This window comes from Leclercia sp. UBA5958 (genome assembly GCF_002430365.1).
GTDB classification, from domain to species: domain Bacteria; phylum Pseudomonadota; class Gammaproteobacteria; order Enterobacterales; family Enterobacteriaceae; genus Enterobacter; species Enterobacter pneumoniae.
In genome coordinates this window covers 333,561-359,832 of the sequence record NZ_DJCE01000007.1, presented here as the reverse complement: position 1 = coordinate 359,832, position 26,272 = coordinate 333,561, and the positions used below count along the sequence as shown (strand labels likewise).

The 26,272-nt window shown below is 58.9% G+C and carries 25 protein-coding genes; 12 read left to right on the top strand and 13 right to left on the bottom strand.

Annotated features, from left to right (window positions below; all coding sequences use genetic code 11):
- Positions 1 to 81: 81 nt before the first annotated feature.
- The 3 genes from B2Q93_RS11100 to B2Q93_RS11090 are packed head-to-tail and all read left to right on the top strand — an operon-like array spanning position 82 to position 1,921.
- Positions 82 to 696 carry a methylthioribulose 1-phosphate dehydratase gene (locus tag B2Q93_RS11100; protein WP_046884311.1) on the top strand — a complete coding sequence of 205 codons (615 nt, stop codon included), beginning with the start codon at positions 82 to 84 and terminating at the stop codon, positions 694 to 696.
- Positions 693 to 1,382 (top strand): acireductone synthase, encoded by a 690-nt coding sequence (gene mtnC / locus B2Q93_RS11095; RefSeq protein WP_286933004.1) that lies wholly within the window; start codon positions 693 to 695, stop codon positions 1,380 to 1,382. Before B2Q93_RS11100 ends, mtnC begins: the two co-directional genes overlap by 4 nt.
- Positions 1,379 to 1,921 (top strand): 1,2-dihydroxy-3-keto-5-methylthiopentene dioxygenase, encoded by a 543-nt coding sequence (locus B2Q93_RS11090; protein WP_286809710.1) that lies wholly within the window; start codon positions 1,379 to 1,381, stop codon positions 1,919 to 1,921. Before mtnC ends, B2Q93_RS11090 begins: the two co-directional genes overlap by 4 nt.
- 67 nt (positions 1,922 to 1,988) lie before the next feature.
- On the opposite strand, the gene mtnA is transcribed toward B2Q93_RS11090, so the two are convergent.
- Entirely contained in the window at positions 1,989 to 3,005 is a 1,017-nt protein-coding gene (gene mtnA, locus B2Q93_RS11085; RefSeq protein ID WP_286933000.1) for an S-methyl-5-thioribose-1-phosphate isomerase, read from the bottom strand.
- Positions 3,006 to 3,110: 105 nt separating this feature from the next.
- Between mtnA and mtnK the strand changes: the two genes are divergently transcribed.
- The gene (mtnK, locus tag B2Q93_RS11080; protein WP_046884314.1) at positions 3,111 to 4,310 is read left to right on the top strand and encodes an S-methyl-5-thioribose kinase; all 1,200 of its coding nucleotides are present in this window, start codon (positions 3,111 to 3,113) and stop codon (positions 4,308 to 4,310) included.
- Positions 4,311 to 4,395: 85 nt separating this feature from the next.
- Here mtnK and B2Q93_RS11075 read toward each other — a convergent pair whose 3' ends face one another.
- Genes B2Q93_RS11075 through B2Q93_RS11060 form a run of 4 tightly spaced genes read right to left on the bottom strand, consistent with a single transcriptional unit; the run spans position 4,396 to position 9,223 of the window.
- Positions 4,396 to 5,637 (bottom strand): LVIVD repeat-containing protein, encoded by a 1,242-nt coding sequence (locus B2Q93_RS11075; RefSeq protein WP_286809713.1) that lies wholly within the window; start codon positions 5,635 to 5,637, stop codon positions 4,396 to 4,398.
- Positions 5,634 to 6,698 (bottom strand): sugar ABC transporter substrate-binding protein, encoded by a 1,065-nt coding sequence (locus B2Q93_RS11070; RefSeq protein ID WP_286932997.1) that lies wholly within the window; start codon positions 6,696 to 6,698, stop codon positions 5,634 to 5,636. Before B2Q93_RS11070 ends, B2Q93_RS11075 begins: the two co-directional genes overlap by 4 nt.
- A 30-nt stretch (positions 6,699 to 6,728) precedes the next feature.
- Positions 6,729 to 7,724 carry an ABC transporter permease gene (locus B2Q93_RS11065; RefSeq protein WP_046884316.1) on the bottom strand — a complete coding sequence of 332 codons (996 nt, stop codon included), beginning with the start codon at positions 7,722 to 7,724 and terminating at the stop codon, positions 6,729 to 6,731.
- Entirely contained in the window at positions 7,721 to 9,223 is a 1,503-nt protein-coding gene (locus tag B2Q93_RS11060) for a sugar ABC transporter ATP-binding protein (protein ID WP_286932995.1), read from the bottom strand. The genes B2Q93_RS11065 and B2Q93_RS11060 overlap by 4 nt, the downstream gene beginning before the upstream one ends.
- Positions 9,224 to 9,382: 159 nt before the next feature.
- Between B2Q93_RS11060 and B2Q93_RS11055 the strand changes: the two genes are divergently transcribed.
- From B2Q93_RS11055 to B2Q93_RS11045, 3 genes are all read left to right on the top strand, one after another.
- On the top strand, positions 9,383 to 10,471 hold the full coding sequence (locus tag B2Q93_RS11055) for an oxidoreductase (RefSeq protein ID WP_286932992.1): 1,089 nt from the start codon (positions 9,383 to 9,385) through the stop codon (positions 10,469 to 10,471).
- Between the two features lie 57 nt (positions 10,472 to 10,528).
- A complete protein-coding gene (locus tag B2Q93_RS11050; RefSeq protein ID WP_046884319.1) occupies positions 10,529 to 11,272 on the top strand; it encodes an SDR family NAD(P)-dependent oxidoreductase in 744 nt (247 codons plus the stop codon).
- Positions 11,273 to 11,394: 122 nt separating this feature from the next.
- A complete protein-coding gene (locus B2Q93_RS11045) occupies positions 11,395 to 11,799 on the top strand; it encodes a helix-turn-helix domain-containing protein (protein ID WP_286932989.1) in 405 nt (134 codons plus the stop codon).
- Here the strand turns inward: B2Q93_RS11045 and B2Q93_RS11040 are convergent.
- The 7 genes from B2Q93_RS11040 to entC all read right to left on the bottom strand — a co-directional run bounded on the left by B2Q93_RS11040 (position 11,796) and on the right by entC (position 19,162).
- Complete coding sequence (locus tag B2Q93_RS11040; RefSeq protein WP_014169079.1) at positions 11,796 to 11,993, bottom strand: YbdD/YjiX family protein; 198 nt, start codon at positions 11,991 to 11,993, stop codon at positions 11,796 to 11,798. The two genes, B2Q93_RS11045 and B2Q93_RS11040, sit on opposite strands and share 4 nt — an antisense overlap.
- 53 nt (positions 11,994 to 12,046) lie before the next feature.
- Complete coding sequence (gene cstA, locus B2Q93_RS11035; protein WP_286932986.1) at positions 12,047 to 14,152, bottom strand: pyruvate/proton symporter CstA; 2,106 nt, start codon at positions 14,150 to 14,152, stop codon at positions 12,047 to 12,049.
- A 180-nt stretch (positions 14,153 to 14,332) separates the two neighbouring features.
- Positions 14,333 to 14,746 (bottom strand): proofreading thioesterase EntH, encoded by a 414-nt coding sequence (entH, locus tag B2Q93_RS11030; protein ID WP_286809717.1) that lies wholly within the window; start codon positions 14,744 to 14,746, stop codon positions 14,333 to 14,335.
- A complete protein-coding gene (gene entA, locus B2Q93_RS11025) occupies positions 14,747 to 15,502 on the bottom strand; it encodes a 2,3-dihydro-2,3-dihydroxybenzoate dehydrogenase EntA (RefSeq protein ID WP_286809718.1) in 756 nt (251 codons plus the stop codon). It lies immediately after the preceding gene.
- A complete protein-coding gene (locus B2Q93_RS11020) occupies positions 15,502 to 16,356 on the bottom strand; it encodes an isochorismatase (protein ID WP_207293195.1) in 855 nt (284 codons plus the stop codon). Before B2Q93_RS11020 ends, entA begins: the two co-directional genes overlap by 1 nt.
- Before the next feature lie 10 nt (positions 16,357 to 16,366).
- Positions 16,367 to 17,977 carry a (2,3-dihydroxybenzoyl)adenylate synthase EntE gene (gene entE / locus B2Q93_RS11015; protein ID WP_286932981.1) on the bottom strand — a complete coding sequence of 537 codons (1,611 nt, stop codon included), beginning with the start codon at positions 17,975 to 17,977 and terminating at the stop codon, positions 16,367 to 16,369.
- Positions 17,978 to 17,986: 9 nt separating this feature from the next.
- Positions 17,987 to 19,162: an isochorismate synthase EntC gene (entC, locus tag B2Q93_RS11010; protein WP_286932979.1), complete on the bottom strand. Its 1,176-nt coding sequence runs from the start codon at positions 19,160 to 19,162 to the stop codon at positions 17,987 to 17,989.
- 186 nt (positions 19,163 to 19,348) lie between these two features.
- On the opposite strand from entC, the gene fepB reads away from it, so the two are divergent.
- Positions 19,349 to 20,308, top strand: a complete 960-nt coding sequence (fepB, locus tag B2Q93_RS11005; RefSeq protein ID WP_046884328.1) for a Fe2+-enterobactin ABC transporter substrate-binding protein — start codon at positions 19,349 to 19,351, stop codon at positions 20,306 to 20,308.
- On the opposite strand, the gene entS is transcribed toward fepB, so the two are convergent.
- Positions 20,305 to 21,546 (bottom strand): enterobactin transporter EntS, encoded by a 1,242-nt coding sequence (entS, locus tag B2Q93_RS11000; protein ID WP_233801171.1) that lies wholly within the window; start codon positions 21,544 to 21,546, stop codon positions 20,305 to 20,307. The genes fepB and entS overlap by 4 nt on opposite strands.
- A gap of 112 nt (positions 21,547 to 21,658) precedes the next feature.
- Between entS and fepD the strand changes: the two genes are divergently transcribed.
- From fepD to B2Q93_RS10980, 4 genes are all read left to right on the top strand, one after another.
- Positions 21,659 to 22,663 (top strand): Fe(3+)-siderophore ABC transporter permease, encoded by a 1,005-nt coding sequence (gene fepD / locus B2Q93_RS10995; protein WP_046884330.1) that lies wholly within the window; start codon positions 21,659 to 21,661, stop codon positions 22,661 to 22,663.
- Positions 22,660 to 23,652, top strand: a complete 993-nt coding sequence (fepG, locus tag B2Q93_RS10990) for an iron-enterobactin ABC transporter permease (protein ID WP_286932974.1) — start codon at positions 22,660 to 22,662, stop codon at positions 23,650 to 23,652. Before fepD ends, fepG begins: the two co-directional genes overlap by 4 nt.
- Positions 23,649 to 24,449, top strand: coding sequence for an iron-enterobactin ABC transporter ATP-binding protein (fepC, locus tag B2Q93_RS10985; RefSeq protein ID WP_286932971.1), 801 nt, complete (start codon positions 23,649 to 23,651; stop codon positions 24,447 to 24,449). The genes fepG and fepC overlap by 4 nt, the downstream gene beginning before the upstream one ends.
- Positions 24,450 to 24,587: 138 nt before the next feature.
- Positions 24,588 to 26,264 (top strand): ShlB/FhaC/HecB family hemolysin secretion/activation protein, encoded by a 1,677-nt coding sequence (locus B2Q93_RS10980; RefSeq protein WP_286932969.1) that lies wholly within the window; start codon positions 24,588 to 24,590, stop codon positions 26,262 to 26,264.
- Positions 26,265 to 26,272: the final 8 nt, after the last annotated feature.

Below are 26,272 nucleotides of genomic sequence, written 5' to 3'. Positions count from 1 at the left end.
ATGTTAGTCTTTAGCAATCAAGACGCTTAGACGTCTATATAAGATAACGCTTCCTGACTGACAGACAGAGGTAGAACGGACATGACAGAAAACCTGCAACTTACTCAACTGGTCGACGCCTGCCGCTGGATTGGCGCCAAAGGCTGGGCGCCTGCCACGGGTGGCAATATGTCTGTCCGTCAGGACGCGCAGTTTTGCTGGCTTAGCGAATCGGGCAAAGATAAAGGCAGCCTGACCGAACAAGACTTTCTGCAAGTAGAGATCGCGACGAACCGTGCCCCTTCCGGGCGTAAGCCGTCGGCGGAAACAGGTCTGCATACCTTAATCTACCGTCTGTTTCCTGATGCCAACGCCGTGCTACATGTCCATACGGTGAATGCCACCGTGCTGTCACGTCTCGTCAAAACGGCAGAACTGAAGATCAGCGGTTTTGAAATGCAGAAATCCCTGACCGGCCAGACCACGCATCTGGATACGCTGGCCATCGCCGTATTCGATAACGATCAGGATATTGATGCCCTCGCCTCGCGAATCGCCCACTACGCACAAGAGCGCCCTCTTAATTATGGTTTTCTTCTGCGCGGCCATGGCTTAACCTGCTGGGGACGCGACGTGGCTGAGGCCCGTCGTCACCTGGAAGGTCTTGAATTCTTATTTGAATGTGAAATGCGTTTACGCCAACTGGAGAGAGTATGATTCGCGCGATTGTGACGGATATTGAAGGAACGACCACTGATATTCGTTTTGTCCATAATGTGTTATTCCCCTACGCGCGTGAGCGGCTGACAGCGTTTGTCGCAGCCCAGCAATACGCCGAGCCGGTGAAATCCATTCTGGATAATCTACGCGATGAAATCGGCGCACCGCAGGCCAGCGCCAGCGAGCTAACGGACGCGCTGTTGCAGTTTATGGATGAAGACCGCAAATCCACTGCGTTAAAAGCGTTGCAAGGGATCATCTGGCACGACGGTTACATTAACGGTGATTTTACCGGCCACCTCTACCCCGACGTGCTGCCGTCACTGGAGAAATGGAAAGCTCAGGGTATTGATCTCTATGTCTATTCCTCAGGCTCTGTTGCTGCGCAAAAACTGTTATTTGGCTACAGCGATGAGGGTGATATTACGCATCTCTTCAGCGGCTATTTTGATACCCATGTGGGCGCTAAGCGCGACGTTCAGTCTTATCAGAACATCGCGGCGCAGATTAGCGTTGCACCGTCGCAAATCCTTTTCCTGTCCGATATACATCAGGAGCTGGACGCCGCTGAGCAGGCCGGTTTTCGCACCCTGCAACTGATTCGCGGCGATGACGACGGCGCGAGCCATCACCATCAGGTGCACCAGTTTGACGACATTAACCCGGAGCAGATCCCTTCATGAGCGCATTAACGATTTATTCTGATAAAGACGCCAGCCAGCCGCAGTGGCACAGCACCGATGCCGCCGAAATTGCCGAACAGCTCAACGCCAAAGGTGTGCGGTTTGAACGCTGGGCGGCGGATCGTGATTTAGGCCAGGATCCGGCACCGGAGGCGGTGATCAACGCCTACCAGCATGCGATCGATAAACTGGTGGCAGAGAAAGGCTATCAGAGCTGGGATGTGATCAGCCTGCGCGCCGACAACCCGCAAAAAGAGGCGCTGCGCGCGAAGTTCCTCAACGAACACACCCATGGCGAAGACGAAGTGCGTTTCTTCGTCGAGGGCGCAGGGCTGTTCTGCCTGCACATCGGGGATCAGGTGTATCAGGTGTTGTGTGAGAAAAACGATCTTATCTCGGTGCCTGCCGGCACGCCGCACTGGTTTGATATGGGTTCGGAGCCGAACTTTACCGCCATTCGTATTTTCGATAATCCCGAAGGCTGGATCGCACAGTTTACGGGCGATGCGATTGCTGACGGCTATCCACGCCTCGCATGATATCTCCCCCTCTTCCTTCCGGGGAGAGGGGGTCTAAAAGCACTACCGCTTCAGTTCCTTCGAAGACTCAGGAAAATTTCCCTTCTGCCACCTGCTGCGGCGTAACCACGCCCGTATCCAGCACCCAACCGCTTATCAAGGCTGCTGGCGTCACGTCAAACGCCGGGTTGTAAACCTGCGCATCCGCGGGGGCCCACTGGACTGCGCCAAAACTTCCCGCCACGCCCATGACTTCGCTGGCGGCGCGCTGTTCAATCGGGATCGCGTCGCCGTTTGGGCAGTGCGGATCCAGCGTCGTTTGCGGCGCGGCAACGTAAAATGGAATCCCATGAAACTTCGCCAGTACCGCCAGAGAGTAAGTGCCGATTTTATTCGCCACGTCGCCATTGGCGGCAATGCGGTCAGCCCCCACCCAGACGGCATCCACCTGCCCTTTCGCCATCAGACTGGCGGCCATTGAATCGGTGATCAGTTGGTAAGGCACCCCTAATTCACCCAGTTCCCACGCCGTCAGTCTGCCGCCCTGCAATAATGGACGGGTCTCATCCACCCAGACGTTACGTACATTGCCCTGCTGGTGCGCCAGCGCAATCACGCCCAGCGCCGTGCCTACGCCTGCCGTTGCCAACCCGCCGGTATTACAGTGGGTCAACAGGCGACTGCCCGGCTTCACAAGCTGACTGCCTGCGCGGGCAATGGCGTCGCACAGCTGTTTATCTTCGTCGATCAGGCGTAACGCTTCGGTCACCAGCGCTGGCACAAAATTCTCCTGCTGCAACGCCTGCTTCATGCGATCCAGATTATTCATCAGGTTCACCGCCGTTGGTCGCGAGGCGCGCAGCGTCTCAAGCGCCTGCGCCAGCTCGTCGCGGTTTTTACCCGCTTCGGCCAGCAGGGCCAACAGCAGGCTGGCTGACAGACCAATCAGCGGCGCGCCGCGTACGCGTAAGGCATGAATATGGCCGACCAGCGCCTCTACGCTGGAGGCATCCAGCCAGCGTTTCTCCTGCGGAAGCGCCTGTTGATCGAGAATAAATAACTGATTTTCCACCACCCGCAGGCTGGTCGTCTGTAATGTCTGCATGTCGTTAATTCTCTGTTGCGTTGTTGTATAACATTGTGTCAGGATAAAATTCAGATGTATAGACGTCTAAATGTCTTAATTACCAGAATCAGTGAGGAACAGGCAATGTCGCAATACCGTACCTTTACCGCTCAGGACGCCGTGGCGTACGCACAACAGTTTGGCGGCCTCGATAACCCGTCATCGCTGGTGGAGGCGAAAGAGGTGGGCGACGGCAATCTCAATCTGGTCTTTAAAATTTTTGATACCGAGGGCGTCAGTCGCATCATCGTGAAACAGGCGCTTCCATACGTACGCTGCGTGGGCGAATCCTGGCCATTAACCCTGGATCGCGCGCGTCTTGAGGCAGAAACCCTGGTTGCCCACTATCAACATAGCCCGCAGCACACGGTAAAGATTCACCATTACGATCCGCAACTGGCGGTGATGGTCATGGAAGATCTCTCCAGCCACCGCATCTGGCGCGGTGAATTGATAAAAAATGTGGACTACCCGCAAGCCGCACGCCAGCTTGGGGAGTACCTGGCGCATACCCTGTTCCATACCAGCGATTTCTACCTCCACCCGCACGATAAAAAAGCGCAGGTGGCGAAATTCATCAACCCGGAAATGTGCGAGATTACTGAAGATCTGTTCTTTAACGATCCGTATCAGGTGCACGAGCGCAACAACTATCCGGCTGAGCTGGAAAATGATGTTGCCGCCCTGCGTAACGATGGACAGCTAAAAATTGCCGTAGCCTCCCTGAAACACCGCTTCTTCTCGCAGGCCGAAGCGCTGCTGCATGGGGATATTCACAGCGGCTCGATTTTTGTCGCCGAAGAGAGCCTGAAGGCAATCGATGCCGAGTTTGGCTACTTTGGTCCAATCGGTTTTGACGTGGGCACCGCCATCGGCAACCTGTTGCTTAACTTCTGCGGCCTGCCGGGGCATCTGGGCATTCGCGATGCCGCCGCCGCCCGCGAACAGCGTCTGAGGGATATTCAGACACTGTGGAATACCTTCGCAGAGCGTTTCCAGGCGCTGGCAAGCGAAAAAACCCGCGATGCCGCCCTGCGTGAACCTGGCTATGCGTCGGAATTTCTGAAAAAGGTCTGGAAGGATGCCATTGGCTTCTGCGGCACCGAGCTGATTCGCCGTAGTGTCGGCCTGTCGCACGTGGCGGATATCGACACCATTCAGGATGAGGCGATGCGCCATGAATGCCTGCGCCATGCCATTCAGTTAGGTAAAGCGCTGATTGTGATTGCCGATCGCATCGACAGCGCGGAAGAGCTGGTGGCGCGGGTGCGCCAGTACAGCTGAGTTCTCCCTCTCCCTGTAGAAGAGAGGCCGGTATTTTCTCCCTCTCCCTGTGGGAGAGGGCCGGGGTGAGGGCAGCAACCCGCACTTACCCCAAATACTCAATCACCGACAGCCCACCGTTATAATCGGTGCTGTAGATAATCCCCTGCGCGTCCACAAACACATCACACGACTGGATCACCTGCGGGCGATTCGGTCGTGTATCCATCATCCTCTCAGGCGCCGCCGGAACCAGCGCCCCGGTCTCCACCGGACGATACGGATTCGAGATATCGTACGCGCGCACACCAGCGTTCTGGTAGGTGGCAAAAATCAGCGTCGAGCTAACAAAGCTACCAGGCCGGTTCTCGTGCAGGTTGTGTGGACCGAAGTGCGCCCCTTTCGCTACGTAATCTCTCTCATCCGGCTGCGGGAAGGTGGCAATACTGACCGGGTTCGACGGCTCGCGGATATCAAAAAGCCAGATGAGCTTCTCACCATCCTCCTGATTGTCGAGTACCGCTTCGTCCAACACCACCAGCAGATCCCGGTCCGGCAACGGCAGCGCCGTGTGCGTACCGCCGCCAAACGGCGGACTCCAGTTGCGATGGCTGATCAGCTTCGGCTGGGTTTTGTCTTTCACATCCAGTAGCGTCAGCCCGCCGTCGCGCCAGCTTCCGTAGGCGGTATCGCCGGCGATAATCGCGTGGTGTAGCGCATAGCGCTTACCGTCCGGCCACGTTGGCTTCTCGCCTTCAGCCTGATTCATGCCCGGCAGCCACCAGCGCCCCGCCACCTCTGGCCTGCGCGGATCCGCCAGATCGATGGTGAGAAATATGTAATCGGTAAAACCGTCGATCAGCGCCGAAACATAAGCCCAGCGTCCACCCACATACCAGATGCGGTGAATACCGATACCGTTCAGCGACAAAAAGCCAATTTCACGTGGTTTGTCAGGGGTCGAAATATCAAACACACGCAGCCCGGCGCTCCAGCCTTTGTCCTGCACGTCACTAACGGTCTCCCCCACCTGTCGGGTGTAGTAGACCTTCTCGTCTGCGAAGCGGGCATCGGCAAAGAGATCCCGGGCATTGATCACCAGCAGCAGATCGTCATGCGCCTGCAGGTGGACATTCCAGGTGCCGGGTGGTGCGGGCACATACCCGGCCGCGCGAGGATTTTTGGGATCGCGCACATCCACAATCGAAAAACCCTGCGACACCATATGTCCAATATAGGCAAAGCCACGGTGCACCATCAGCTGCACCCCGTCCGGGCGGCCGCCCTGATCGCTATGGCCAATCAGCCGCATATTGCGGCTGTATTCAGGCGTGGGAAGCGTACTCATTTATTTTTGGCTTCGAGCGTAGCAAACCACGGGGCGATGAAGTCCTGGGTCTGGCCCCAGCCTGGAATGATTTTACCAAGCGATGCCACGTTAACTGCCCCAGGCTGCGCCGTCAGCAGCGCCTGAGGGATGGCGGCCGCTTTAAAGTCATAGGTTGCTGGCGTGGTTTCCCCGGCAATCTTGTTGGCAATCAGCCGCACGTTGGTAGCACCAATCAGCTTCGGATCCACCGCCACGCTCACTTTCCACGGGCTGCCGGATTCACGCATCAATTGCAGATCCTGGTTGGAGATATCAATGCTATAGAGTTTGATCTCCGTGCGACCGTTCTCTTTCAGGGCTTTGTAGGCTCCCTGACTAAAGGCGTCCCAGGTGCCCCAGATAGCGTCGATCTGCCCTTTCGGGTATTTCGCCAGCACGGCGCCGACTTTGTTGGCGGTGTCGCCCTGCACGTCAGACGAGACCGCGCCGATAGATTCGAGCTCTTTAATGCCCGGATACTGCTTCTGTAATTCCTGGTACGCCGCCTGACGACGCTCCATCGGCGGGAAGCCAGCGACCCACAGCTTAATGATATTGGCTTTGCCGTTGAAATCTTTCGCCAGCTGGCCGAAGGAGAGATGGGTCAGGGAGGCATCATCCTGCTGCGTGACGGTCACGCCCGGGATATCGCCCTTTACGGCGGTGTCGAACACCGACACTTTTATGCCGGCATCTACCGCTTTTTTCACCAGCCCCGTGGAGTACGGGTCACGCCCCTGGGAGAGAATAATGCCGTCATATTTCTGGCTGATGGCCTGGTTAACGAAGTCCTGGAATTTGGCATCGTCACCGTTACTTAAAAAGGTGCTGACTTTGAAGCCGAGCTTTTTCCCTTCCTGAATCGCACCGGAGACAAACTGGGTGGTGTTGTCGTCCGAACCGAGATTACGGATCACCGCGATGCGGATCTGCCCGTCATGGTTAGCAATCGCCGCCGGAACCGGAGCCGGCGTGGCGGCAAAGCCGGGTAAGGCTGCAAGTAATCCCAGTGCCACCAAAGAGCGCGCCATTTTTTTCATTCTGTTATCCCGTTGTGTTGTTGTGAATTATTAGCGTTTTTGTATGTAGGTGATCGCCAGCGCCGCTGCCAGCACCAGCCCTTTTATAATGTCCATGGCGTAATAGGGGACCGAAAGCATCACCAGTCCGTTGGAGAGTACGCCGAGGATCACCGCCCCCACCAGCGTACCCAGTGCGTTGGGTTTACCCGAGCCTGCCAGTGAGAAACCGATCCACGCCGCCGCCACCGCATCCATCAAATAGCCGCCTCCGGCGTTCACCTGTGACGAGCCAATGCGCGAGGCCAGCAGAATACCCCCCAGTCCGGCCAGCAATGAGGCGATGACGTAGGCAGCGACCTTATAGCGGGTCGTACGAATTCCGGATAAACGCGCGGCTTCCGGATTGCCGCCAATGGCGTACATGCGACGGCCGTGGGTCGTGAGTGACAACGCCAGCTGCGCCACCAGGGTCACCACCAGCATGATGATCACGATCGTGGGTACCTGCCCCAGCGAGCCAAAAGCTGCCGGAATCGTCCCTTCCGCCATATCTCCGCTCGGCAGCACCATATTTTCGGTAATCGATCCGCCGTAACTGTATGTCATCGCTACCCCCTGGATCACAAACAGGCTCGCAAGGGTGGCGAGCATGTCCGGAATGCGCAGGATGACGATCAGAAAGGCGTTAAACAGCCCTACCAGCGTACAGAGCGCCAGGGTGATCAGAATCGATTCCGTGGTGCCGAAGCCATGCCAGACAAAGAGCGAAATGACCAGCGCGTTGGCAAGCGAGGCCGTCGAGCCTACCGACAAGTCAAAACCGCCCACGGTCAGGGAGATGGAGACGCCAATGGCAATCACCGTCACAATGGCGATAGATCGTAGGATATTGATAATGTTAAAGGGATCGAGGAAGTTGTCTGATGCGATACCAAATATCGCAATCAAGGCGACAACGGTCAGCAACATGCCCCATTTGTAGAGAAAATCGAATATTTGCTGACGGCCAGACGCCGCCGCATTCACTGAAAGGGCCTTGCTCACGACGCGGTTCCTCCGGTTGAATAGTAAAGTAATGTCTCTTCCCGGGCCTCGGCCCCGGCAATCTCTGCCACGATGCGCCCATCCCATAAGACGCAGATGCGGTCACAAAGCCCGACCAGCTCGGCAAATTCGCCAGAGGCGTAGATCACCCCTTTGCCTTCGCGCGCCAGGCCGTCAATCAGCTGGAAGAGATCGGTTTTGGCTTTCACGTCCACCCCTTTGGTGGGTTCGTCAAAAATGAGCACCTGCGCGTTGCCACGTAACCATTTGCCGATCGCCACCTTCTGCTGGTTGCCACCCGAGAGTCGCCGCAGCACCTGTCCTGGCCCGCGCGCTCGCACACCCACACGGGCGATCACCTCTTCCGCCCAGCGCCATGCCTGGCGATGGCCAAACAGACTCCAGCGAGAGAAGGTGTTATCGGCGCTGACCGCCAGGTTCATGCTCACCGGCTCATCGATAAAGATGCCCTCTTTGCGCCGCTCTTCCGGCACCAGCGCCAGCCCGCGCAGGACCGAATCGGCGGGATCGCGGGGGCGCCAGGCCCGGTTATTCAGTTCACCGCGGTCAACCCGGCTTTTACTGGCGCCGAACAGCGCCTTGCAGAGTTCCGTTTTGCCTGCGCCCGCGAGCCCGGCGATACCTAAAATCTCGCCTTTGCGCAGATGCAGGGAGATATCTTTTAGCAGCGCGTCATCATGCAGCCCCTCAATGCGCAGCAAGGTTTCGTCGCTGACGCGCGGGCGGGCGGGCGGGTAAATGTCGCTCAGCTCATGGCCGAGCATCTTCTCAACGATCGCTTCGACGCTCAGGGCCGCCATCGGGCCTGTCTCAATCAGCTTGCCGTCACGCAGCACGGTTAAGGTATCGCAAATCGCCTTCAGCTCATGAATGCGGTGGGAGATAAACACCACGCCGATCCCCTGCTGCTGTAAACGGCGCACCACGCTAAAGAGGCGCTCGCTTTCATGCGCATCCAGCGGAGCGGTAGGTTCATCCAGGATCAGGAAACGACAGTGATGCGAGAGGGCGCGCGCCAGCAAGATTTGCTGTTTTTCCGCCAGCGTACAGCTGTCGATAGGGCGGCGTACGTCCAGTTGAACATCCAGCTGAGCCAGCGCCGCTTCCGCCTGTTGGCGCACACTCCGCCAACGAAAGCGGTGCCCTGGCTGCGCCAGATGATCGAGCATGATATTTTCAGCAATGCTCAAGCCCGGGATCAGCGCGACATCTACCTCCTGCTGTACCAGATGAATCCCCAGCCGTTTGGCATCCAGGGGTTCGCGAATGGTCACCGCCTGGTTATTAATGCTGATTTCGCCCTCGTAATGGTCGTGGGTGCCGCAAAGCACCGCCATCAGCGTGGACTTCCCCGCACCGTTGGCGCCCGTCAGGGCATGCACAGAGCCGCCCATCAGGGTGAAATCGACACGCGACAGCGCCTGAAAGCCCGCAAAGGCCAGGCTAATGCCACGCATCTCCAGGCGACTTGAAACCATCGGCGTTAAATCCTTCTTTAATATTATGATTTATGGAATTTTTCACAGCTACGGTTGACTGACAACGACGGAAAAGGCATAAGATAAAGCAAAATATTATTAGCCATCCAGATGTCCAGACATAACATCAGGTTAGCATTTCGCAAAAAGGATAACAACATGAGTAACACCGATATTCGCGTCGTTCCGGGTCCGGCCAATTACTTCTCTCACAACGGCAGCCTGCAACGCCTGCACGACTTTTTCACTCCAGAACAGCTCTCCCGGGCGGTCTGGATTTATGGCGAACGTGCCATCGAAGGCGCACGCCCGTTCTTGCCAGAGAGTTTTAACGCTGAGGGGGCAAAGCAGATTCTGTTTAAAGGCCACTGCAGTGAGCGCGACGTTGCAGATCTTGTGAAACAGTCCGGCGACGATCGCAGCGTGGTGATTGGCATTGGCGGCGGTGCGCTGCTGGATACGGTGAAAGCCGTGGCACGACGTCTGGGTCTGCCGGTGGTTGCCATTCCCACCATCGCCGCCACCTGTGCCGCCTGGACGCCGCTCTCGGTCTGGTACAACGACGCAGGTTCCGCCCTGCACTTTGAGATTTTCGACGACGCTAACTTCCTGGTGCTGGTCGAGCCTGACATTATCCTTCATGCCCCGGCGGAGTATCTGCTGGCGGGCATCGGCGACACGCTGGCGAAATGGTACGAGGCGGTGGTGCTGGCCCCGCAGCCTGAAACCCTGCCGTTAACCGTGCGGCTGGGCATCAACGGCGCCCTGGCGATCCGCGATGTGTTACTGGAAAGCAGCGAACAGGCGCTGGCGGACCAGGCGCGCGGTGAGCAGACGCAACGTTTTCGCGATGTGGTTGATGCCATCATTGCGGGTGGCGGGATGGTGGGCGGCCTGGGCGAGCGCTATACCCGCGTCGCGGCAGCGCATGCGGTGCATAACGGGCTGACCGTGCTGCCGCAAACAGACAAATATCTGCACGGCACAAAAGTGGCTTACGGTATTCTGGTGCAGAGCGCCCTGCTCGGCCAGGATGATGTTCTGGCACAGTTGGTGGCGGCCTATCAGCGCTTCAATCCGCCTACCACGCTGCGTGAGCTGGACGTCGATATCAACGATACCGCCGCGCTGGACAAGGTGATCGCCCACACCCTGCGTCCGGTAGAGTCGATTCATTATCTGTCGGTAGCGCTAACCCCTGCGGTTCTGCGCGCGGCGTTTGAGAAGGTCGAATCCTTCCACCGATAGTTGCACAGATTGACTATAACTAATGATGGCTATCACCACTCTCGCAACGAGGTCATCATGCAGATCGATTTAACAGGTAAAAAGGCGCTGGTTACCGGCGCCAGCCGTGGATTGGGTCGTGCCATCGCACTGTCGCTGGCGCGCGCCGGCGCCGATGTGATTATCACATACGAAAAATCCGCCGAGAAAGCGCAGGCCGTGGCGGATGAGATCAAGGGGCTAGGTCGGCACAGCGAGGCAATTCAGGCCGACAGCGCCAACGCGCAGGCGATCCAGGAAGCCGTTACTCAGGCAGCACGTTCCCTTGGTGGGCTGGATATCCTGGTCAACAATGCCGGTATTGCGCGCGGCGGCCCGCTGGAATCGATGACCCTGGCGGATATCGACGCCCTGATCAACGTGAATATTCGCGGCGTGGTGATTGCCATCCAGGAAGCCCTTGTCCATATGTCTGAGGGCGGTCGCATTATCAATATCGGCAGTTGCCTGGCAAACCGCGTCGCCCAGCCGGGCATTGCCGTCTACTCAATGACCAAATCTGCGCTCAACTCCCTGACCCGCGGGCTGGCGCGCGATTTAGGGCCGCGCGGCATCACCGTGAATCTTGTCCATCCTGGCCCGACAAACAGTGATATGAACCCGGAGCATGGCGAGCAGGCCGCATCGCAGCGCCAGCTCATTGCGCTGGGTCACTATGGCCAACCGGAGGATGTCGCCGCCGCGGTCACCTTCCTGGCAAGTCCCGCCGCCGGGCAGATCTCCGGAACGGGTCTGGACGTGGATGGAGGGTTGAACGCCTGATCGCACAAGTGATGTAAGCCTCTGTCGCCCGGCAGAGGCGCTTACACCTGATAAGCACTGCTATGTGATTGCCGTAAAGCGTCGTACAACGACCACTTATTCACACGAGGAGAATATGCCCTATGGCTGTTCAACTGATTAAGGACGATGAAGGAAACGCTCAGTACGCAGTTATTCCCTATGACGAATACTTCCGTATGTGCTTACAAATGGCAGAGATCGACGATGAAACCGACGACGATCTGGAAGAAATAGAAATTGAACATGACGGTTATGATGACGTTGAACTGCCCGCAGAGGTATGCAGTATCATGACTTATCAGGATGTCAGTCTGCAGGCCGCCTGGCGTATTCTGCGCGGGTTATCCCAACAGGAGGTGGCCGACAAACTGGGCATCAGCCAGTCTGCCGTCTCACAGCTTGAATCACCTGATTCCCGCCCGCAAAAACGCACCCGCGAAAAACTGGCCGCAATTTATGGCTGCAAACAAGAGCAGATAAGCCTCTACTTTCCGAAAGAGGGTTAACAGCACTTCGCCCCGCCCTTGCCCCCGTAGCGCGCATCCTGCCGATCGCGGAAAAAGGCCTCGTAGGTCATTGGCGTCTGATCGGGATGATTGACGCGCATATGCTCGACGTAGTTGTCGTAGTCCGGGACGCCGATCATCATTTTGGCGGCCTGGCCTAAATATTTACCTGCTTTGGAGAGGGTGTCGAACATGCCATATCTCTTCTGTTAACCCCTCTCCCCGGCGGAGAGAGGGGGAGGTTCGTTTAATGCGCCCCTTTTGCCTGGGTGACGATCTCATCCAGGTTTTCAGGCATCGGCTCATACGGCGTCTCTTTTGCCGTTGGGGTATCCACCTTCAGCGCCGCCAGGGCGGTCTTCAGAGAGAACCACGCCAGAACGACCACGACCACCATAAAGAAGATGGTCAGCCCGGCATCCAGACGATTATTAAACACCAGCTGTGACAGCTGCGACTGGGTGTACTGAGCAGGAATATTACCACTGTCGATCATTGCCTGGAACTTATTGGCAATCGCCAGGAAACCGATCTTCGTATCCGGGCTGAAGGCTTTCTGCCAGCCGGCGGTCAGGGTACAAATCAGCAGCCAGGCGGTCGGCACCAGCGCGACCCAGGCGTAACGCTGACGTTTCATCTTAAACAGGACGACTGCGCAAAGCATCAGCGCCATCCCCGCCAGCATCTGGTTAGCGATACCGAACAGCGGCCACAGCGTGTTAATGCCGCCGAGCGGATCCACCACCCCCTGATGCAGGAAGTAGCCCCACGCCAGTACGCACAGCGCCGTAGCCAGCAGGTTCGCCGGCAGCGAATCGGTGCGCTTCAGGCCGGGTGAGATCACCCCCAGCAGATCCTGCAGCATAAAGCGTGCCGCACGGGTACCCGCGTCCACCGCCGTCAGAATAAACAGCGCTTCAAAGAGAATGGCGAAGTGATACCAGAACGACACATCCATCAGCCCACCCAGCGCACCATGCAGGATGTAAGCCATCCCCACCGCCAGGGTCGGTGCCCCGCCCGCGCGGGAGATGATGGACTGCTCCCCTACTTCATTAGCGATATGGGTTAAGGTTTCTGGCGTGATCGCAAAGCCCCAGCCGCTCACCACCTGCGCCGCAGAGGCTACCACGTCTGCCGTACCGGCCGGGGCCAGCACCGCAATCGGGCTATTCATCGCGAAGTAGACGCCGGGATCGATAATGCAGGCAGAGACCAGGGCCATAATCGCCACGAAGGACTCCATCAGCATCCCACCGTAGCCGATAAAGCAGGCCTGGTTCTCATTGGCCAGCATCTTCGGTGTGGTACCGGAGGCGATCAGGGCATGGAACCCCGACACCGCCCCGCAGGCGATAGTGATAAACAGGAACGGGAAGAGGTTACCCGTCCATACCGGGCCGGTGCCATCGATAAATTTGGTAAGCGCTGGCATGGTCAGGGTCGGGCGCATAATCAGAATGCCAATCGCCAGCCCAACGATGGTGCCGATTTTCAGGAAGGTCGAGAGATAATCGCGCGGCGCCAGCAGCAGCCACACCGGCAGTACCGCCGCCACGAAACCGTAGCCCACCAGCATCCAGGTCAGCTGTACGCCGGTAAAGTCAAAGTACGGTGCCCAGGTCGGGCTCTCCGCCACCCAACCGCCAGAGATAATGGCGAACACCAGGAAGAACAGACCGATGATCGACACTTCGCCAATACGTCCAGGACGCAGATAGCGAATATAGATCCCCATAAACAGCGCCAGCGGAATGGTGAAGGCGACGGTGTACGTTCCCCACGGGCTGTGGGTTAAGGCTTTTACCACTATCATTGCCAGCACCGCCAGAATGATCACCATGATCATAAAGGTGGCGATCAACGCGATCACCCCGGCGGTGGCCCCCATCTCCTCTTTAACCAGCTCTCCGAGCGAGCGTCCGTCGCGACGGGTGGAGACGAAGAGCACCATAAAATCCTGCACCGCACCGGCCAGTACCACGCCGGCGAGGATCCAGATCATGCCAGGTAAATACCCCATCTGTGCGGCCAGTACCGGCCCCACCAGCGGCCCCGCCCCGGCGATAGCGGCAAAGTGGTGACCAAACAACACTTTTTTGTCGGTTGGCACATAGTCCAGACCGTCGTTGTGCCGCACCGCAGGCGTCATGCGCGTGCTGTCCACTGAGAGCACATTGCGGGCGATAAACTTGCCATAAAAGCGATAAGCAATCAGATAGATACAGACTGAGGCAACCACAATCCACAGCGCATTTATCTGTTCACCACGGTTGAGTGCGATGTAGCCCAGCGCGAATGCTCCCACTACGGAGAGCATGGCCCAGACGAGGTATTTCCCTGAGTTGTTCATAGTTGATGTCCGTTAGCGTGAAACAGGAGGTGTTACATTTTGTTTCTAGATCACAGGGACATTTTTAACAACTTTGAAACGTAGAAATGGGGGGTAAAACCAGGTATTTACAACACATTGTTAACCCGATCACTTTCGGGTGCAGCAGCCCCCCTCACCCGTAGGATAAGGGGGCAACAATTATCCCAGCACCATGATGCTTAGCCGACAGGTGCAGCAACGCCGCCCCTGCTCGTCATAGACCACAATCTCCCAGCTCTGGCTGGTGCGCCCCAGATGTAACGGCTGGCACACGCCGCGCACCTTGCCCTGCGCCACTGCCCGGTGATGCGTGGCATTAAGCTCAGTACCCACCACGCTCTGCCCATCACGGGTCATCAGATAGCCGGCCATTGAGCCAAGCGTCTCCGCCAGCGCAGCCGATGCCCCGCCGTGCAGCAAACCAAAGGGTTGATGGGTGCGGGTATCTACCGGCATTTCAGCTTCCAGCGTCTCATCACCGATGCGGGTATAGAGGATGCCGAGGTGGGCCACCATCGTGTTCTGGCTGGTGGCATTCAGCGCGTCGAGTGATAAGTGACGTTTCCAGATCATTCAGGCCCCCAGGGTTGAACCGCCATCCACCACAATATCCTGCAGGGTGATATGGCTGGCGGCATCGGAGGCCAGGAATAATACGGTGCTGGCAATCTCCTGCGGACGGGCGATTTTGCCCAGCGGAATACCCAGCTTAAACTGCTCGCCAAAGCCGCGGATGCGCTGCTGCTCGGCATCATCGCTCACCCAAAGGGTGCGCTGCATATCGGTGTCCGTTGACCCCGGTGAGACCAGATTACACCGCACGCCGCTGCTCGCCAGCTCCAGCCCGACGGTCAGCGCCAGGCTTTTTAACGCCGCTTTCGAGGCGCCATAGGCGCTCATGCCGATACGGGGGGTATGTGCCGCATCCGAAGCCACGGTGACTATCGCCCCACCCTGCTGACGACGAAACTGGCCCATCGTCTGCTGAAACAGGTTAAACGCACCACCGACGTTCACCGCGAACGTCTCTTGCCACGCCTCTTGCGTGAGGGCATCGGTGGCCCCCATGCGCAGAATACCGGCCGCGTTGACCAGCACATCAAGGCGGTCCTGAGCGGCAAGGAGGGGAGCACAGATCGTGCTCACCTGGGCGGCATCCGCCACGTTCAGCACTTCAGTGGCAAAGGGGTAATCCTGCGCCGGAAACGCCAGGTCAAAGCCGGTTACGTTCGCCCCCGCCTCAACGAAGGCCAGCGCCGTCGCATAGCCAATCCCCTTACCCGCCCCCGTCACCCAGACGGTTTTGCCGGTAAAATCAAATCCGGCCATCACTTCACCTCGCGAGAGAGCAGCGCCCACCAGGCATCGAGGGTCGGATTTTTCGCCAGCATCACGAAGTCGATATCACTGTGTACTTTGCGCCAGCGGGCAGCCAGCGCCATCATGCGTACGGAATCGAGGCCGTAATCGATCAGGTTTTCGTCATCCATCGGCTCGTCGGATTCGTCCAGCAGCGGCAGGATCACTTCGCGCAGCGCTGCCTTTGATGCCGGAATAGAGGGCAGCAGTTCATCGGTCATCACCACGCGACCGGAGCGACCCGCCACGTACTTCAGGGACATCAGGTGCTCGTCACGGGTAAAGTCAGCCAGCGCATCGGCGACGAAGAAAGGCTTAATGTCTCGCATGAAAGCGTCGGTGGCGGTGGTCATGCAGCCGATGTGCGCATAGACACCGGTAATGATCAGTTGGTTACGGCCGGTATCTTTCAACATCTGCTCCAGCGGGGAGCGATGGAAGGCGCTGTAACGCCACTTGACCAGCACGGTATCCGCTTCATCCGGCGTCAACCCGGCCACAATGCGCTGTTGCTCCGGGGAGCGGGTCAGCCCCGGCCCCCACATATCGTTCAGCAGGGCGCGGTCTTCATCGCTCTGCTCTTTCGGCTGGGCGGTGTAATAGACCGGGATGTTGTGAGCTTTGCAGAAGTCACGAAGGCGAGCAATATTTGCCACGACCTGCTGCATCATCGCGCTGTTTTCGCCCCAGAAATTGAGGAAATACTCCTGCATATCATGGATCAGCAGCGCGGCGCGCTCGGGTTCAAACGCCCAGTTCACTTTGTTATCAGGCAGATCTGCCACGGTCGGCAGCGCGTAAGCGGTTAATTTTGGAATGGCCATCTTCTGTTCCTCAGCCCTGGGCGCGTTCAGCCAGCCACAGGCGCAACTGTTTCTTGTCTACTTTTCCCACCGGCGTCAGCGGCAGCGCATCCACGCTTTCGACGCGATCCGGCAGCTTAAATTCGGCGACGCCCTGCTCACGCAGGAAGCGGCGAACCTCTACGGCACGCAGGGGCTGTTTCACCACCAGATACGCGCAGCTCTTCTCGCCCAGCAGGCTATCTTCCATGCTGACCAGTGCCGCATGGATCACCGCCTCGTGGCGTAACAGCAGGTTCTCAATCTCTTCTGCGGCAATCTTTTCGCCGCCGCGGTTGATCTGATCTTTCTCACGCCCCTGAACGGTGATATAGCCCTGCTCGTCGATTGCGATCAGGTCGCCGGAACAGTAAAAACCGTTGCCATCGAAGGCGCTGGCGTTGTGTTCCGGGCTTTTGTAATAGCCACGGAAGGTATAGGGCCCGCGGGTCATCAGGCGCCCCACTTCCCCACGCGGCAGCGGGTTGCCGTTTTCATCGGCCACCCAGACTTCGTCGTCCGGACACATTGGGCGGCCCTGGGTATTCATGATCTTCTCCGGCGCGTCGTCGAGCGCGGTGTAATTCACCAGCCCTTCCGCCATGCCAAATACCTGCTGCAGCTGGCAGCCGATCTCAGCAGGAATACGTGCCGCCAGGGTCGCAGAGAGCCGTGCGCCGCCTACCTGCAACAGCGTGAGAGAGGCCAGCTGGCTTTTATCTGCCCCATCGGCAATGGCCTGTAACCACAGGCTAACCGCCGGCGGCACCAGCGAGGCCATGTTCAGCTGATGCTGAGCAATCAGCGGGAAGCAGTGGGTGGCGCTGGGATCGTGCGCCAGCGCGACACAACCGCCCGCCATAAACACCCCCAGCGAACCCGGCGAGCTCATCGCAAAGTTATGGGCGGCAGGCAGCGCGTTCAGATAGCGTGTGTCGGCAGTGATGGCGCAAATCTCGTTGCTGCGCAGAATGCTGTAGTAGTAGTCGTTATGGGTGCGGGGGATCAGCTTCGGCGTACCGGTACTGCCGCCCGATAGCTGGAAGAAAGCCACCTCATCGGCCGGGGTCGGCGAGGCGATAAAGTGAGGATCCTGGCGGGCCATCGCCGTCTCCAGCGCGTGTTCACCGTTATCACCGCGCAGCATGACCACGCGCACCGAACGGTGCTCATCGACGAAGGTGTTAAGGAAATCATCGCCGGCAAACAGGGCATGCCCGCGATCGGCAATCAGCACCACCGGTTCGATCTGGCTGGCGTAGGCATTAAGCTCGCTGCGCTGATGGCTGAAAAGCGCATTAACCGGCGCCACGCCCAACTGCAGCAGCGCGAAGAAAGTGATGTAGAACTCGGCCACGTTGCCCAGTTGTACCAGCGCTGTCTCACCGCGCTTGATGCCCTGCGCCTGTAGCGAAGCGGCCAGATTGTTCACCGCCTGGTGGAACTGGCGATAGCTGTACTGGCGGTCACCGTCGATGATGGCCGTCGCGTCGCTGCTGGCGTGGCGGGTCAGAATGTCAGTCAGCGGCAGATCCTGCCAGTAACCTTTTTCGCGATAGCGCCGGGCAAAATCCTCAGGCCAACGGGTAAAGGGAATGGTCATGATTGTTCCTTAGTGCAAACCAAAAACGTTCAGCATGGTGGAGAGTTTGACGCCGGTTTCGCGCCATTCGCCGACCGGAGAGGAAGCCGGCACAATGCCCGCGCCGGCGAACAGTCGCACGGTGTTCGCCTGCAGGCGTGCGCAGCGGATAGTGACCACCCACTCGCCGTTGCCTTCGCTGTCGCACCAGCCAACAATGCCGCCAAAGAGCTCGCGGTCGAAGGGCTCCAGTTCGGCAATCAGGGCCTTCGCGGCCAGATGCGGGAAGCCACTCAGCGCCGGCGTCGGGTGCAGTAAACAGGCCAGCGTCAGGGCGTTTTCATCGGCACGCGCCTCGCCCTCTACCGGCGTTGCCAGGTGCCACAACGTCGGGGTGGTGATCAATTGCGGCGAGGCGGGCATGGTCAGCTGATGGCTACGGGTTTCCAGCACGCTTTTCATCGCCTGGGTCACCAGGTCGTGCTCGTGACGGTCTTTCTGAGAGGCCAGCAGCTTGTTACCCGCTTCGCGGTCGAGCATGTCATCGGGCTGACGACGCGCCGATCCCGCCAGCGGCAGGGAGCTGAAGTGGCAGCCCTCTTTGCGCAGTAACAGTTCTGGGCTGGCACCCAATAGTACGCCGCCATCTTCCAGGGGGACGTGGAAGTTAAAGCTCGCCGGGTTCTGCGCAATCAGACGCTCCAGCAGCGCGCCGCTGTCGATCTGCTCCTCGGTGACGATATCAATCAGTCGCGACAGCACCACCTTGTTGACGCGAGGCGTCGCGGTCAGCGCGGCGGCACGGGCAACCATCTCTTCGAACACCGGCTGGCCGGGGATCTCGCTGCGCTGGGCGACGGTCAGCGTCTGCGTTGGGCTGGCATAGCGCGCAGCCTGCTGACGTGCCGGACGGGCAAAGCTCTGCCAGCGTTGCGGAATAAACAGTGAAGAGGGTTTACGGGTATCAAAGGGGATCGCGCCTACCATGATGGGGTTCGCGATGCCGCTGGCTTTCGCCTGCGCAAAGGCCTGCGCCAGTTTTTGCTGGAAAGCGCTCGAGAGATGTTCGCCATTTTCAGCGGGTTCGTTGAAGCGGGCAAAACAGCCGGACGTGGTAAAGCTGCGATAAGGCGACATAAAGAAGAAACTGTCTGATTGCAGCGTGGCCGGGTTCTGTTGGACTTCCTCGGCCAATGACGTATCCATATCATCCTCCTGAAATGATAAAAGCAGTAAGAATTATTATCATTTATATTTTGGTGGCTAACCTAATCGCTCATCGCAAGGGTGTCAACCGCAGACAGCGCATCTTGTGCGACTATCGCTTGCATCCCCGTGACGCTTTCATGAAAATGAGAAGCATTAACCTCAGCAAATACAGGATGCCGCTTTGTGAAATTCCCCGCCGTTTGCCGTCATGCCCTGCTCCTGGGCGCCATTTTCGTTTTAGGAGTAACCTCAGCCACCGCCGCCGACTGGCCCCGTCAGGTGACCGACAGCCACGGCACGCACACCCTTGAAAGCAAACCCACGCGCATCGTCTCGACCAGCGTGACCCTTACCGGCTCTCTGCTGGCAATCGACGCGCCGGTGGTGGCCAGCGGGGCGACCACGCCGAACAACCGCGTGGCAGACGACCAGGGCTTTTTGCGCCAGTGGGGTGACATTGCCAAACAGCGCAAACTCTCGCGTCTCTATATTGGTGAGGCGAGCGCCGAAGCGGTGGCTGCCCAGATGCCCGATCTGATTCTGATCAGCGCCACCGGCGGCGACTCGGCCCTGGCCCTTTACGATCAGCTGTCGGCCATCGCGCCCACGCTTGTGATCAATTACGACGATAAAAGCTGGCAGACGCTGCTGACGCAGTTGGGCACGATCACCGGTCAGGAAAAGCAGGCTGCGGAGCGTATCCATGAGTTCGATAAACAGCTGGCCCAGGTTAAGCAGCAGATGAAACTGCCACCGCAGCCGGTAAATGCGCTGGTCTACACTGCGGCAGCCCACAGCGCGAACCTCTGGACTGCCGATTCTGCGCAGGGGCAACTGTTGCAACAGCTGGGCTTTAGCCTGGCCACGCTGCCCGCCGGGCTATCCACCTCCCAAAGCCAGGGTAAACGCCATGACATTATTCAACTGGGTGGTGAAAATCTGGCGACGGGTCTGAACGGCGAAGGGCTGTTCCTGTTCGCCGGGGATCAAAAAGACGTCGACGCGATTTATGCCAACCCGCTACTGGCCCACCTGCCCGCGGTGCAGAACAAACGCGTCTGGGCGCTGGGAACCGAGACCTTCCGCCTGGATTACTACAGTGCGATGCGGGTGTTAACCCGATTGCAGTCGCTGTTTCATTAAACCTGAGAGGCGGCCGGTTCGTTTCTGAACCGCCGCAGCTTCACCAGTCCTACCAGTAAAATCGCCCCCACTATCGCCAGCACACATCCACTGCTGCTGGCTGAGGCCACCGGCGTCATGATTGCGCCCAGGCCGCCCAGAATAGCCGCGCCGATGGCATCGCCGGTCACGTTCTGCGCCGTCCACAGGCCGTTAATCCGTCCGAGCATATTTTCCGGCGTCTGGGTCTGAATCAGCGTGTATTGCAGCAAAGAGCTCACCGCACTCAGCCAGCCAAACAGCGCCAGGCAGACCACACCTAGCGCCCAGACAGGCATCAGGCTAAAGAGCGCGATGGCAATAAAAGACACGAAAGTCGCCACCAGCATGATTAACCCCGGGCGCGCACTCTGGGCCAGGTTGCCGCTGGTGAGCGCGCCGATCGCCGCGCCGAGGGGGATCGCCGCATAAAGCAGGCCAATCTGCGAGGCACTCATCTGCCACTCACCCGCCAGCGCCGGATAGAGCACGCGCACTGCGCTGGCCATGGTCAGCAGCCCGCCCAGCAGGGCAATGCCGCCAATCAGCGGATTGGTAAAGAGGAAGCGAATCGCCGCCAGCAGGGATTTCAGCGGATGCTCACGCTGCTGAGGGGGCGGCGGGAGCAGCGGCAAACGCAGTAAGGTCAGCGTAGTGATAAAGGTGCCTGCCGCCGCCAGGCCGTAGTTCCAGGCCACGTTACCGGTAGCCAGCAACAAGCCGCCCACCATCGGCGAAATCACGGAGCCCAGACGCACGGTGAGCATGGTGATCGCCCCCGCCTGCATCAGGTTTTCACGCCCCACCAGCGCTGGCGTTGCTGCCAGCAGCGCCGTCACCCCTAAAGAGGCAAAGAAGCCGTCCCAGAGTCCGAGCGCATAGATGGCAATCAACGACGGCTCCGGCAGCAGCGCGTTCAGACACAGCCCGACGAAGCCGACGCCGCAGGTTCCCCGCGCCAGCAGAATCAGTTTTTTTCGCTCAAAGCGGTCGGCCAGTACGCCGCCCACCATCAGGCCGATAAACATCGCCCCGCCGGTCAGCGTCACCGAGAGCCCTACCAGCCAGCTGGAGTGCGTCATGGCCTGGATCTGTACCGGCACGGCAACGCCCAGCAGGCCAAGGGACAAAATAGAGATAAAGCGGGCGATAAAGACGGCGCGATACGCCGGGTGAGTCTTCAGCAGGCTGAGGTTGAGCAGCCAGGATTTTTGGGTCATTACAACGCCTTAATGGTTTCTTTTTTTACCAATTCCATGGCCGCACATGCTAACATAGCCAAATAAGATAGATAACGATAATTACTATCATTATCAAGTCATGGACGTTGCTATGTCGTTTTCACCTTCTACCGGGCGTGCCCTTGCCGTGCCCGGTTTGTTGCTCCTGTTAATTCTTGCCGCTGCACTCAGTCTGCTGGTTGGCGCAAAACCTCTGCCCGCCGCCGTGATTGTCGATGCCCTGTCCGGCACCTGTCAAAGCGCGGACTGCACTATTGTGCTGGATGCCCGCCTGCCCCGTACCCTTGCTGGCCTGCTGGCCGGTGCGGCGCTGGGGCTGGCCGGTGCCCTCATGCAGACCCTGACCCGTAATCCGCTGGCCGACCCCGGCATCCTGGGGGTGAATTCCGGGGCCAGTTTTGCCATCGTGCTGGGCGCCGCGCTGTTTGGATTCTCCTCCCCCGTAGAACAACTGATGATGGCCTTTTGCGGCGCGCTGGCGGCCTCGTTGCTGGTGGCCTTTACCGGCAGTCAGGGGGGCGGGCAGCTCAGCCCGGTGCGCTTAACCCTGGCGGGGGTGGCGCTGGGCGCCGTGCTGGAAGGCTTATCCAACGGCATCGCCCTGCTCAATCCGGACGTGTGGGATCAGCTGCGTTTCTGGCAGGCGGGCTCGCTGGACATCCGCACGCTGCAGACGCTTAAAGTGGTGACGTTACCGGTGGTCATCGCCGCCGTGGTGGCACTGATGTTAAGCCGGGCCCTGAACAGTCTTAGCCTGGGCGCAGACACGGCCACCGCGCTGGGCAGCCGGGTGGCACGCACTCAGCTTATTGGCCTGCTGGCCATCACCGTCCTGTGCGGCAGCGCGACGGCGGTCGTTGGCCCCATTGCCTTTATTGGCCTGATGATGCCGCACATGGCGCGCTGGCTGGTGGGGGCCGATCACCGTTGGTCGTTGCCGGTCACCCTGCTTGCCACCCCTGCCCTGCTGCTGTATGCCGACGTTATTGGCCGTCTGCTGGTGCCGGGCGAGCTGCGGGTCTCGGTGGTCAGCGCCTTTATCGGCGCGCCGGTGCTTATTTTCCTGGTACGACGTAAACGCGGAGGTGGCCTGTGAATGCCCCGTCGCCACGTTTACTGCTGAGCTGTTTTCTGCTGGTCGCCGCCAGTCTGCTGGTGGCCCTCTGGAGCCTGTGCAGCGGCGCCGTTACCCTCGATATACATCAGGTCATCGATGCCCTGTTTGGCAGCGCGCCGCGCAACGTCACCCTGGTGGTCACCGAGTGGCGCCTGCCGCGCGTGATGATGGCGATACTGGTGGGCGCAGCCCTTGGCGTCAGCGGCGCCATATTCCAGTCGTTACTGCGTAACCCATTAGGCAGCCCGGATGTGATGGGCTTCAACACCGGGGCCTGGAGCGGCGTGCTGGTGGCCATGGTACTCTTTGGTCAGCATCTGACGGCGATAGCCCTGGCGGCGATGCTGGGCGGGATCCTGACCTCGCTGGTGGTCTGGACCCTGGCATGGCGTAACGGGATCGAAACCTTCCGTCTTATTATTATCGGCATTGGCGTTCGGGCTATGCTGATGGCTTTCAATACCTGGCTTTTGCTGCGTGCTTCGCTGGAAACCTCCCTCTCCGCCGGGCTGTGGAACGCGGGTTCGCTAAATGGCCTGACGTGGGCGAAAACCTTGCCAGCCACCCCCATTATCGGCCTGATGCTGCTGTGTGCCTGGCTGCTGGTGAAGCGTATGCGATTGCTGGAGATGGGCGATGACAGCGCCTGTGCCCTGGGCGTGGGCGTGGAGCGTTCGCGCTTAATGCTGATGCTGGTGGCGGTGGTGCTGACCGCGGCCGCCACCGCCATCGCCGGGCCGATTTCATTTATTGCGCTGGTCGCACCGCATATTGCCCGCCGTCTGAGCGGCACCGCGCGCTGGGGCTTAACCCAGGCCGCGCTTTGCGGTTCGCTGTTGCTTCTGGCAGCCGATCTCTGTGCCCAGCAGCTGTTTATGCCTTATCAACTTCCGGTCGGGGTAGTTACCGTCAGTCTTGGCGGTATCTATCTCATCGTCTTGCTTGTTCAGGAGTCACGCAAGAAATGAGCACAATACCCACCCGCTTGCGCGGCGAAAATCTTACCCTTGGCTATGGCAAAAAAACCGTGGCGCAGGATCTGAATGTCTCCATTCCCGACGGGCACTTTACGGCGATTATCGGCCCCAACGGCTGCGGGAAATCGACCCTGCTGCGCACCCTGAGCCGCCTGATGACGCCGCTGGCCGGGAACGTGTATCTCGACGGCGAGCAGATCCAGCGCTACGCCAGCAAAGAGGTGGCTCGCCGTATTGGTCTGCTGGCGCAGAACGCCACCACCCCGGGAGATATCACCGTACAGGAGCTGGTGGCGCGCGGCCGTTACCCGCATCAGCCGCTGTTTACCCGCTGGCGTAAAGAGGATGAGGCCGCGGTAACCCGCGCAATGCAGGCCACGGGCATCACCGATCTGGCCGCTCAAAGCGTGGATACCCTTTCTGGTGGACAACGACAGCGGGCGTGGATCGCCATGGTGCTGGCGCAAGAGACCGCCATCATGCTGCTGGACGAACCGACCACCTGGCTCGATATCAGCCATCAAATTGATCTGCTGGAGCTGCTGAGTGAGCTGAACCGCACTCAGGGCTATACGCTGGCGGCGGTATTACACGATCTTAATCAGGCCTGCCGCTATGCCACCCACCTGATTGCCCTGCGCGACGGGAAGATCGTGGCGGAAGGCGCACCGAAAGCGATCGTGACGCCGGATCTGATCGAACAGATCTACGGCATGCGCTGCATGATTATTGACGATCCGGTGGCCGGGACGCCGCTGGTGGTTCCATTAGGAAAAGGGGCGGCTTAGGCCGTCCGTTTTCGTACTCACCCGCCCTATCTTTCAGATTTAACTGCTTTTTAAGAATTACGCCCCTTTATCTGCCCGGCAAAAACATTAACATTCCTGACCTGACTGCTTCTTTTTCAATCACAGCATGGAATGCTTATGATGCCTCGTGCGCTACAAGGGATATGTGCGGCGTTTGCCTGCCTTACGCTCGGCCAGCCGCTCTTTGCCGCTGAGCCTGACAATCAGTTTATCATTCAGCAACAGCGTCAGAAGGCGCTTGAACAACAGCTTACCCCACCCACCCCAGACGTGCGCCTCTCCGGTAGCGACGATCGTTCCAGCCAGCTTATCTTTCCAACGGAAACCCCCTGCTTCCTCATTGCGCGCGTCACGCTCAGCGGGCAAGAGGCCCTGCCCCACTGGCTGCCGCTGCAGCGCATTGCGAATCAGGCGCAAGGGAAGTGCCTCGGCGGTAAAGGGGTGAACATGTTGATGAGCGCCCTACAAAATCGGCTGGTTGCTCACGGCTGGATCACCACCCGAGTGCTGGCGCCTGCTCAGGATTTACGTCAGGGTACACTGGCGCTCAGGGTAGTGCCTGGAGATATCCGTCACGTCAGCCTGACGCCGGAAAGTAGCACTTATATCCAGCTTTACAGCGCCTTCCCTGCCCGTGAGGGCAACCTGCTGGATCTGCGCGATATCGAGCAGGGGCTGGAGAATTTACAGCGGCTGCCCACGGTGGAAGCCAGCATGGAGATTTTGCCCGGTAATAAGCCTGGTGAGAGCGACATCCTCATTACGCGCCACCAGCAGAAGCCGTGGCGCGTGGGACTGTCGCTGGATGACTCGGGCAGCAACGCCACCGGGCGCTATCAGGCTGGTATCACGTTGTCGCTGGATAATCCGTTTTCCTTAAGCGACCTGATGTACCTCTCGGCCAGCCACGATCTGAACGGCAAAGATGGCAAAGGCACCACAAACTACACGGCCCACTATTCGGTGCCCTTTGGCTACTGGCTGGCGGGCGTCACCGCCAGCGATTACGACTATTACCAGACCAGCCCCGGCCTCAACGGAGATTACCGCTACAGCGGAAAGAGCAAAAATCTCGATCTACAGCTCAGCCGGGTACTGCACCGCAGCGGCAGCCAGAAAACCACGTTCAGCTATCATGTCTCAGCGCGGGAAAGTCGCAACTTTATCGATGACACCGAAATTGATGTCCAGCGCCGTCAAACCGCCGCGTGGAAGGCCGGATTACAGCATCGCCACTATATCGGCCCCGTGACGCTGGATGCAGGCATCAGCTATCAGCGCGGTACCCGCTGGTTTGGCGCGCAGCGCGCACCGGAAGAGTATCCCGGCTATGCCACCGCACTCAGCAAAATCTTGCAAATAAACGCCGGGCTGGATCTGCCCTTTGCACTCGGCTCACAAAACTTTCGCTACAACCTGCAGTACCTGCGCCAGATGAGTAACACCCCGCTTACGCCGCAGGATCAGTTTGCTATCGGCAACCGCTGGTCGGTACGCGGATTCGATGGTGAGCTCACGCTCAATGCCAGCGAAGGATGGTATGTGCGTAACGATCTTGCCTGGCGTACGCCACTGTCCGCACAGGAGCTCTATCTCGGTGTGGATTACGGCGAGGTTAGCGGCGTCGGCTCAGAGTATCTGCTGGGTCATCACCTGGCGGGCGGCGTGGTTGGCCTGCGCGGCAGCGCACTCCGGGTCAACTATGACCTCTTCGCCGGCACACCCCTTTCGAAGCCAGACGGCTTCTCCTCAAGCCACGCCACCTTCGGCTTTAACCTCAACTGGGACTGGTGATCGCTTTC

Excerpts from the sequence above, each read along its gene's own strand:
- B2Q93_RS11060 (WP_286932995.1), bottom strand. The coding sequence starts at position 9,223 with ATGGTTTCAAGTCGCCTGGAGATGCGTGGCATTAGCCTGGCCTTTGCG.
- entE (WP_286932981.1), bottom strand. The coding sequence starts at position 17,977 with ATGACCATTCCCTTTACCCGTTGGCCTGAGGATTTTGCCCGGCGCTAT.
- B2Q93_RS11070 (WP_286932997.1), bottom strand. The coding sequence starts at position 6,698 with ATGAAAAAAATGGCGCGCTCTTTGGTGGCACTGGGATTACTTGCAGCC.
- B2Q93_RS11045 (WP_286932989.1), top strand. The coding sequence starts at position 11,395 with ATGGCTGTTCAACTGATTAAGGACGATGAAGGAAACGCTCAGTACGCA.
- B2Q93_RS11040 (WP_014169079.1), bottom strand. The coding sequence starts at position 11,993 with ATGTTCGACACCCTCTCCAAAGCAGGTAAATATTTAGGCCAGGCCGCC.
- fepD (WP_046884330.1), top strand. The coding sequence starts at position 21,659 with ATGTCGTTTTCACCTTCTACCGGGCGTGCCCTTGCCGTGCCCGGTTTG.
- B2Q93_RS10980 (WP_286932969.1), top strand. The coding sequence starts at position 24,588 with ATGATGCCTCGTGCGCTACAAGGGATATGTGCGGCGTTTGCCTGCCTT.
- mtnK (WP_046884314.1), top strand. The coding sequence starts at position 3,111 with ATGTCGCAATACCGTACCTTTACCGCTCAGGACGCCGTGGCGTACGCA.
- entC (WP_286932979.1), bottom strand. The coding sequence starts at position 19,162 with ATGGATACGTCATTGGCCGAGGAAGTCCAACAGAACCCGGCCACGCTG.
- entA (WP_286809718.1), bottom strand. The coding sequence starts at position 15,502 with ATGGCCGGATTTGATTTTACCGGCAAAACCGTCTGGGTGACGGGGGCG.
- cstA (WP_286932986.1), bottom strand. The coding sequence starts at position 14,152 with ATGAACAACTCAGGGAAATACCTCGTCTGGGCCATGCTCTCCGTAGTG.
- mtnC (WP_286933004.1), top strand. The coding sequence starts at position 693 with ATGATTCGCGCGATTGTGACGGATATTGAAGGAACGACCACTGATATT.
- entH (WP_286809717.1), bottom strand. The coding sequence starts at position 14,746 with ATGATCTGGAAACGTCACTTATCACTCGACGCGCTGAATGCCACCAGC.
- B2Q93_RS11090 (WP_286809710.1), top strand. The coding sequence starts at position 1,379 with ATGAGCGCATTAACGATTTATTCTGATAAAGACGCCAGCCAGCCGCAG.
- fepC (WP_286932971.1), top strand. The coding sequence starts at position 23,649 with ATGAGCACAATACCCACCCGCTTGCGCGGCGAAAATCTTACCCTTGGC.
- mtnA (WP_286933000.1), bottom strand. The coding sequence starts at position 3,005 with ATGCAGACATTACAGACGACCAGCCTGCGGGTGGTGGAAAATCAGTTA.
- B2Q93_RS11050 (WP_046884319.1), top strand. The coding sequence starts at position 10,529 with ATGCAGATCGATTTAACAGGTAAAAAGGCGCTGGTTACCGGCGCCAGC.
- B2Q93_RS11075 (WP_286809713.1), bottom strand. The coding sequence starts at position 5,637 with ATGAGTACGCTTCCCACGCCTGAATACAGCCGCAATATGCGGCTGATT.
- B2Q93_RS11055 (WP_286932992.1), top strand. The coding sequence starts at position 9,383 with ATGAGTAACACCGATATTCGCGTCGTTCCGGGTCCGGCCAATTACTTC.
- B2Q93_RS11100 (WP_046884311.1), top strand. The coding sequence starts at position 82 with ATGACAGAAAACCTGCAACTTACTCAACTGGTCGACGCCTGCCGCTGG.
- entS (WP_233801171.1), bottom strand. The coding sequence starts at position 21,546 with ATGACCCAAAAATCCTGGCTGCTCAACCTCAGCCTGCTGAAGACTCAC.
- B2Q93_RS11020 (WP_207293195.1), bottom strand. The coding sequence starts at position 16,356 with ATGGCCATTCCAAAATTAACCGCTTACGCGCTGCCGACCGTGGCAGAT.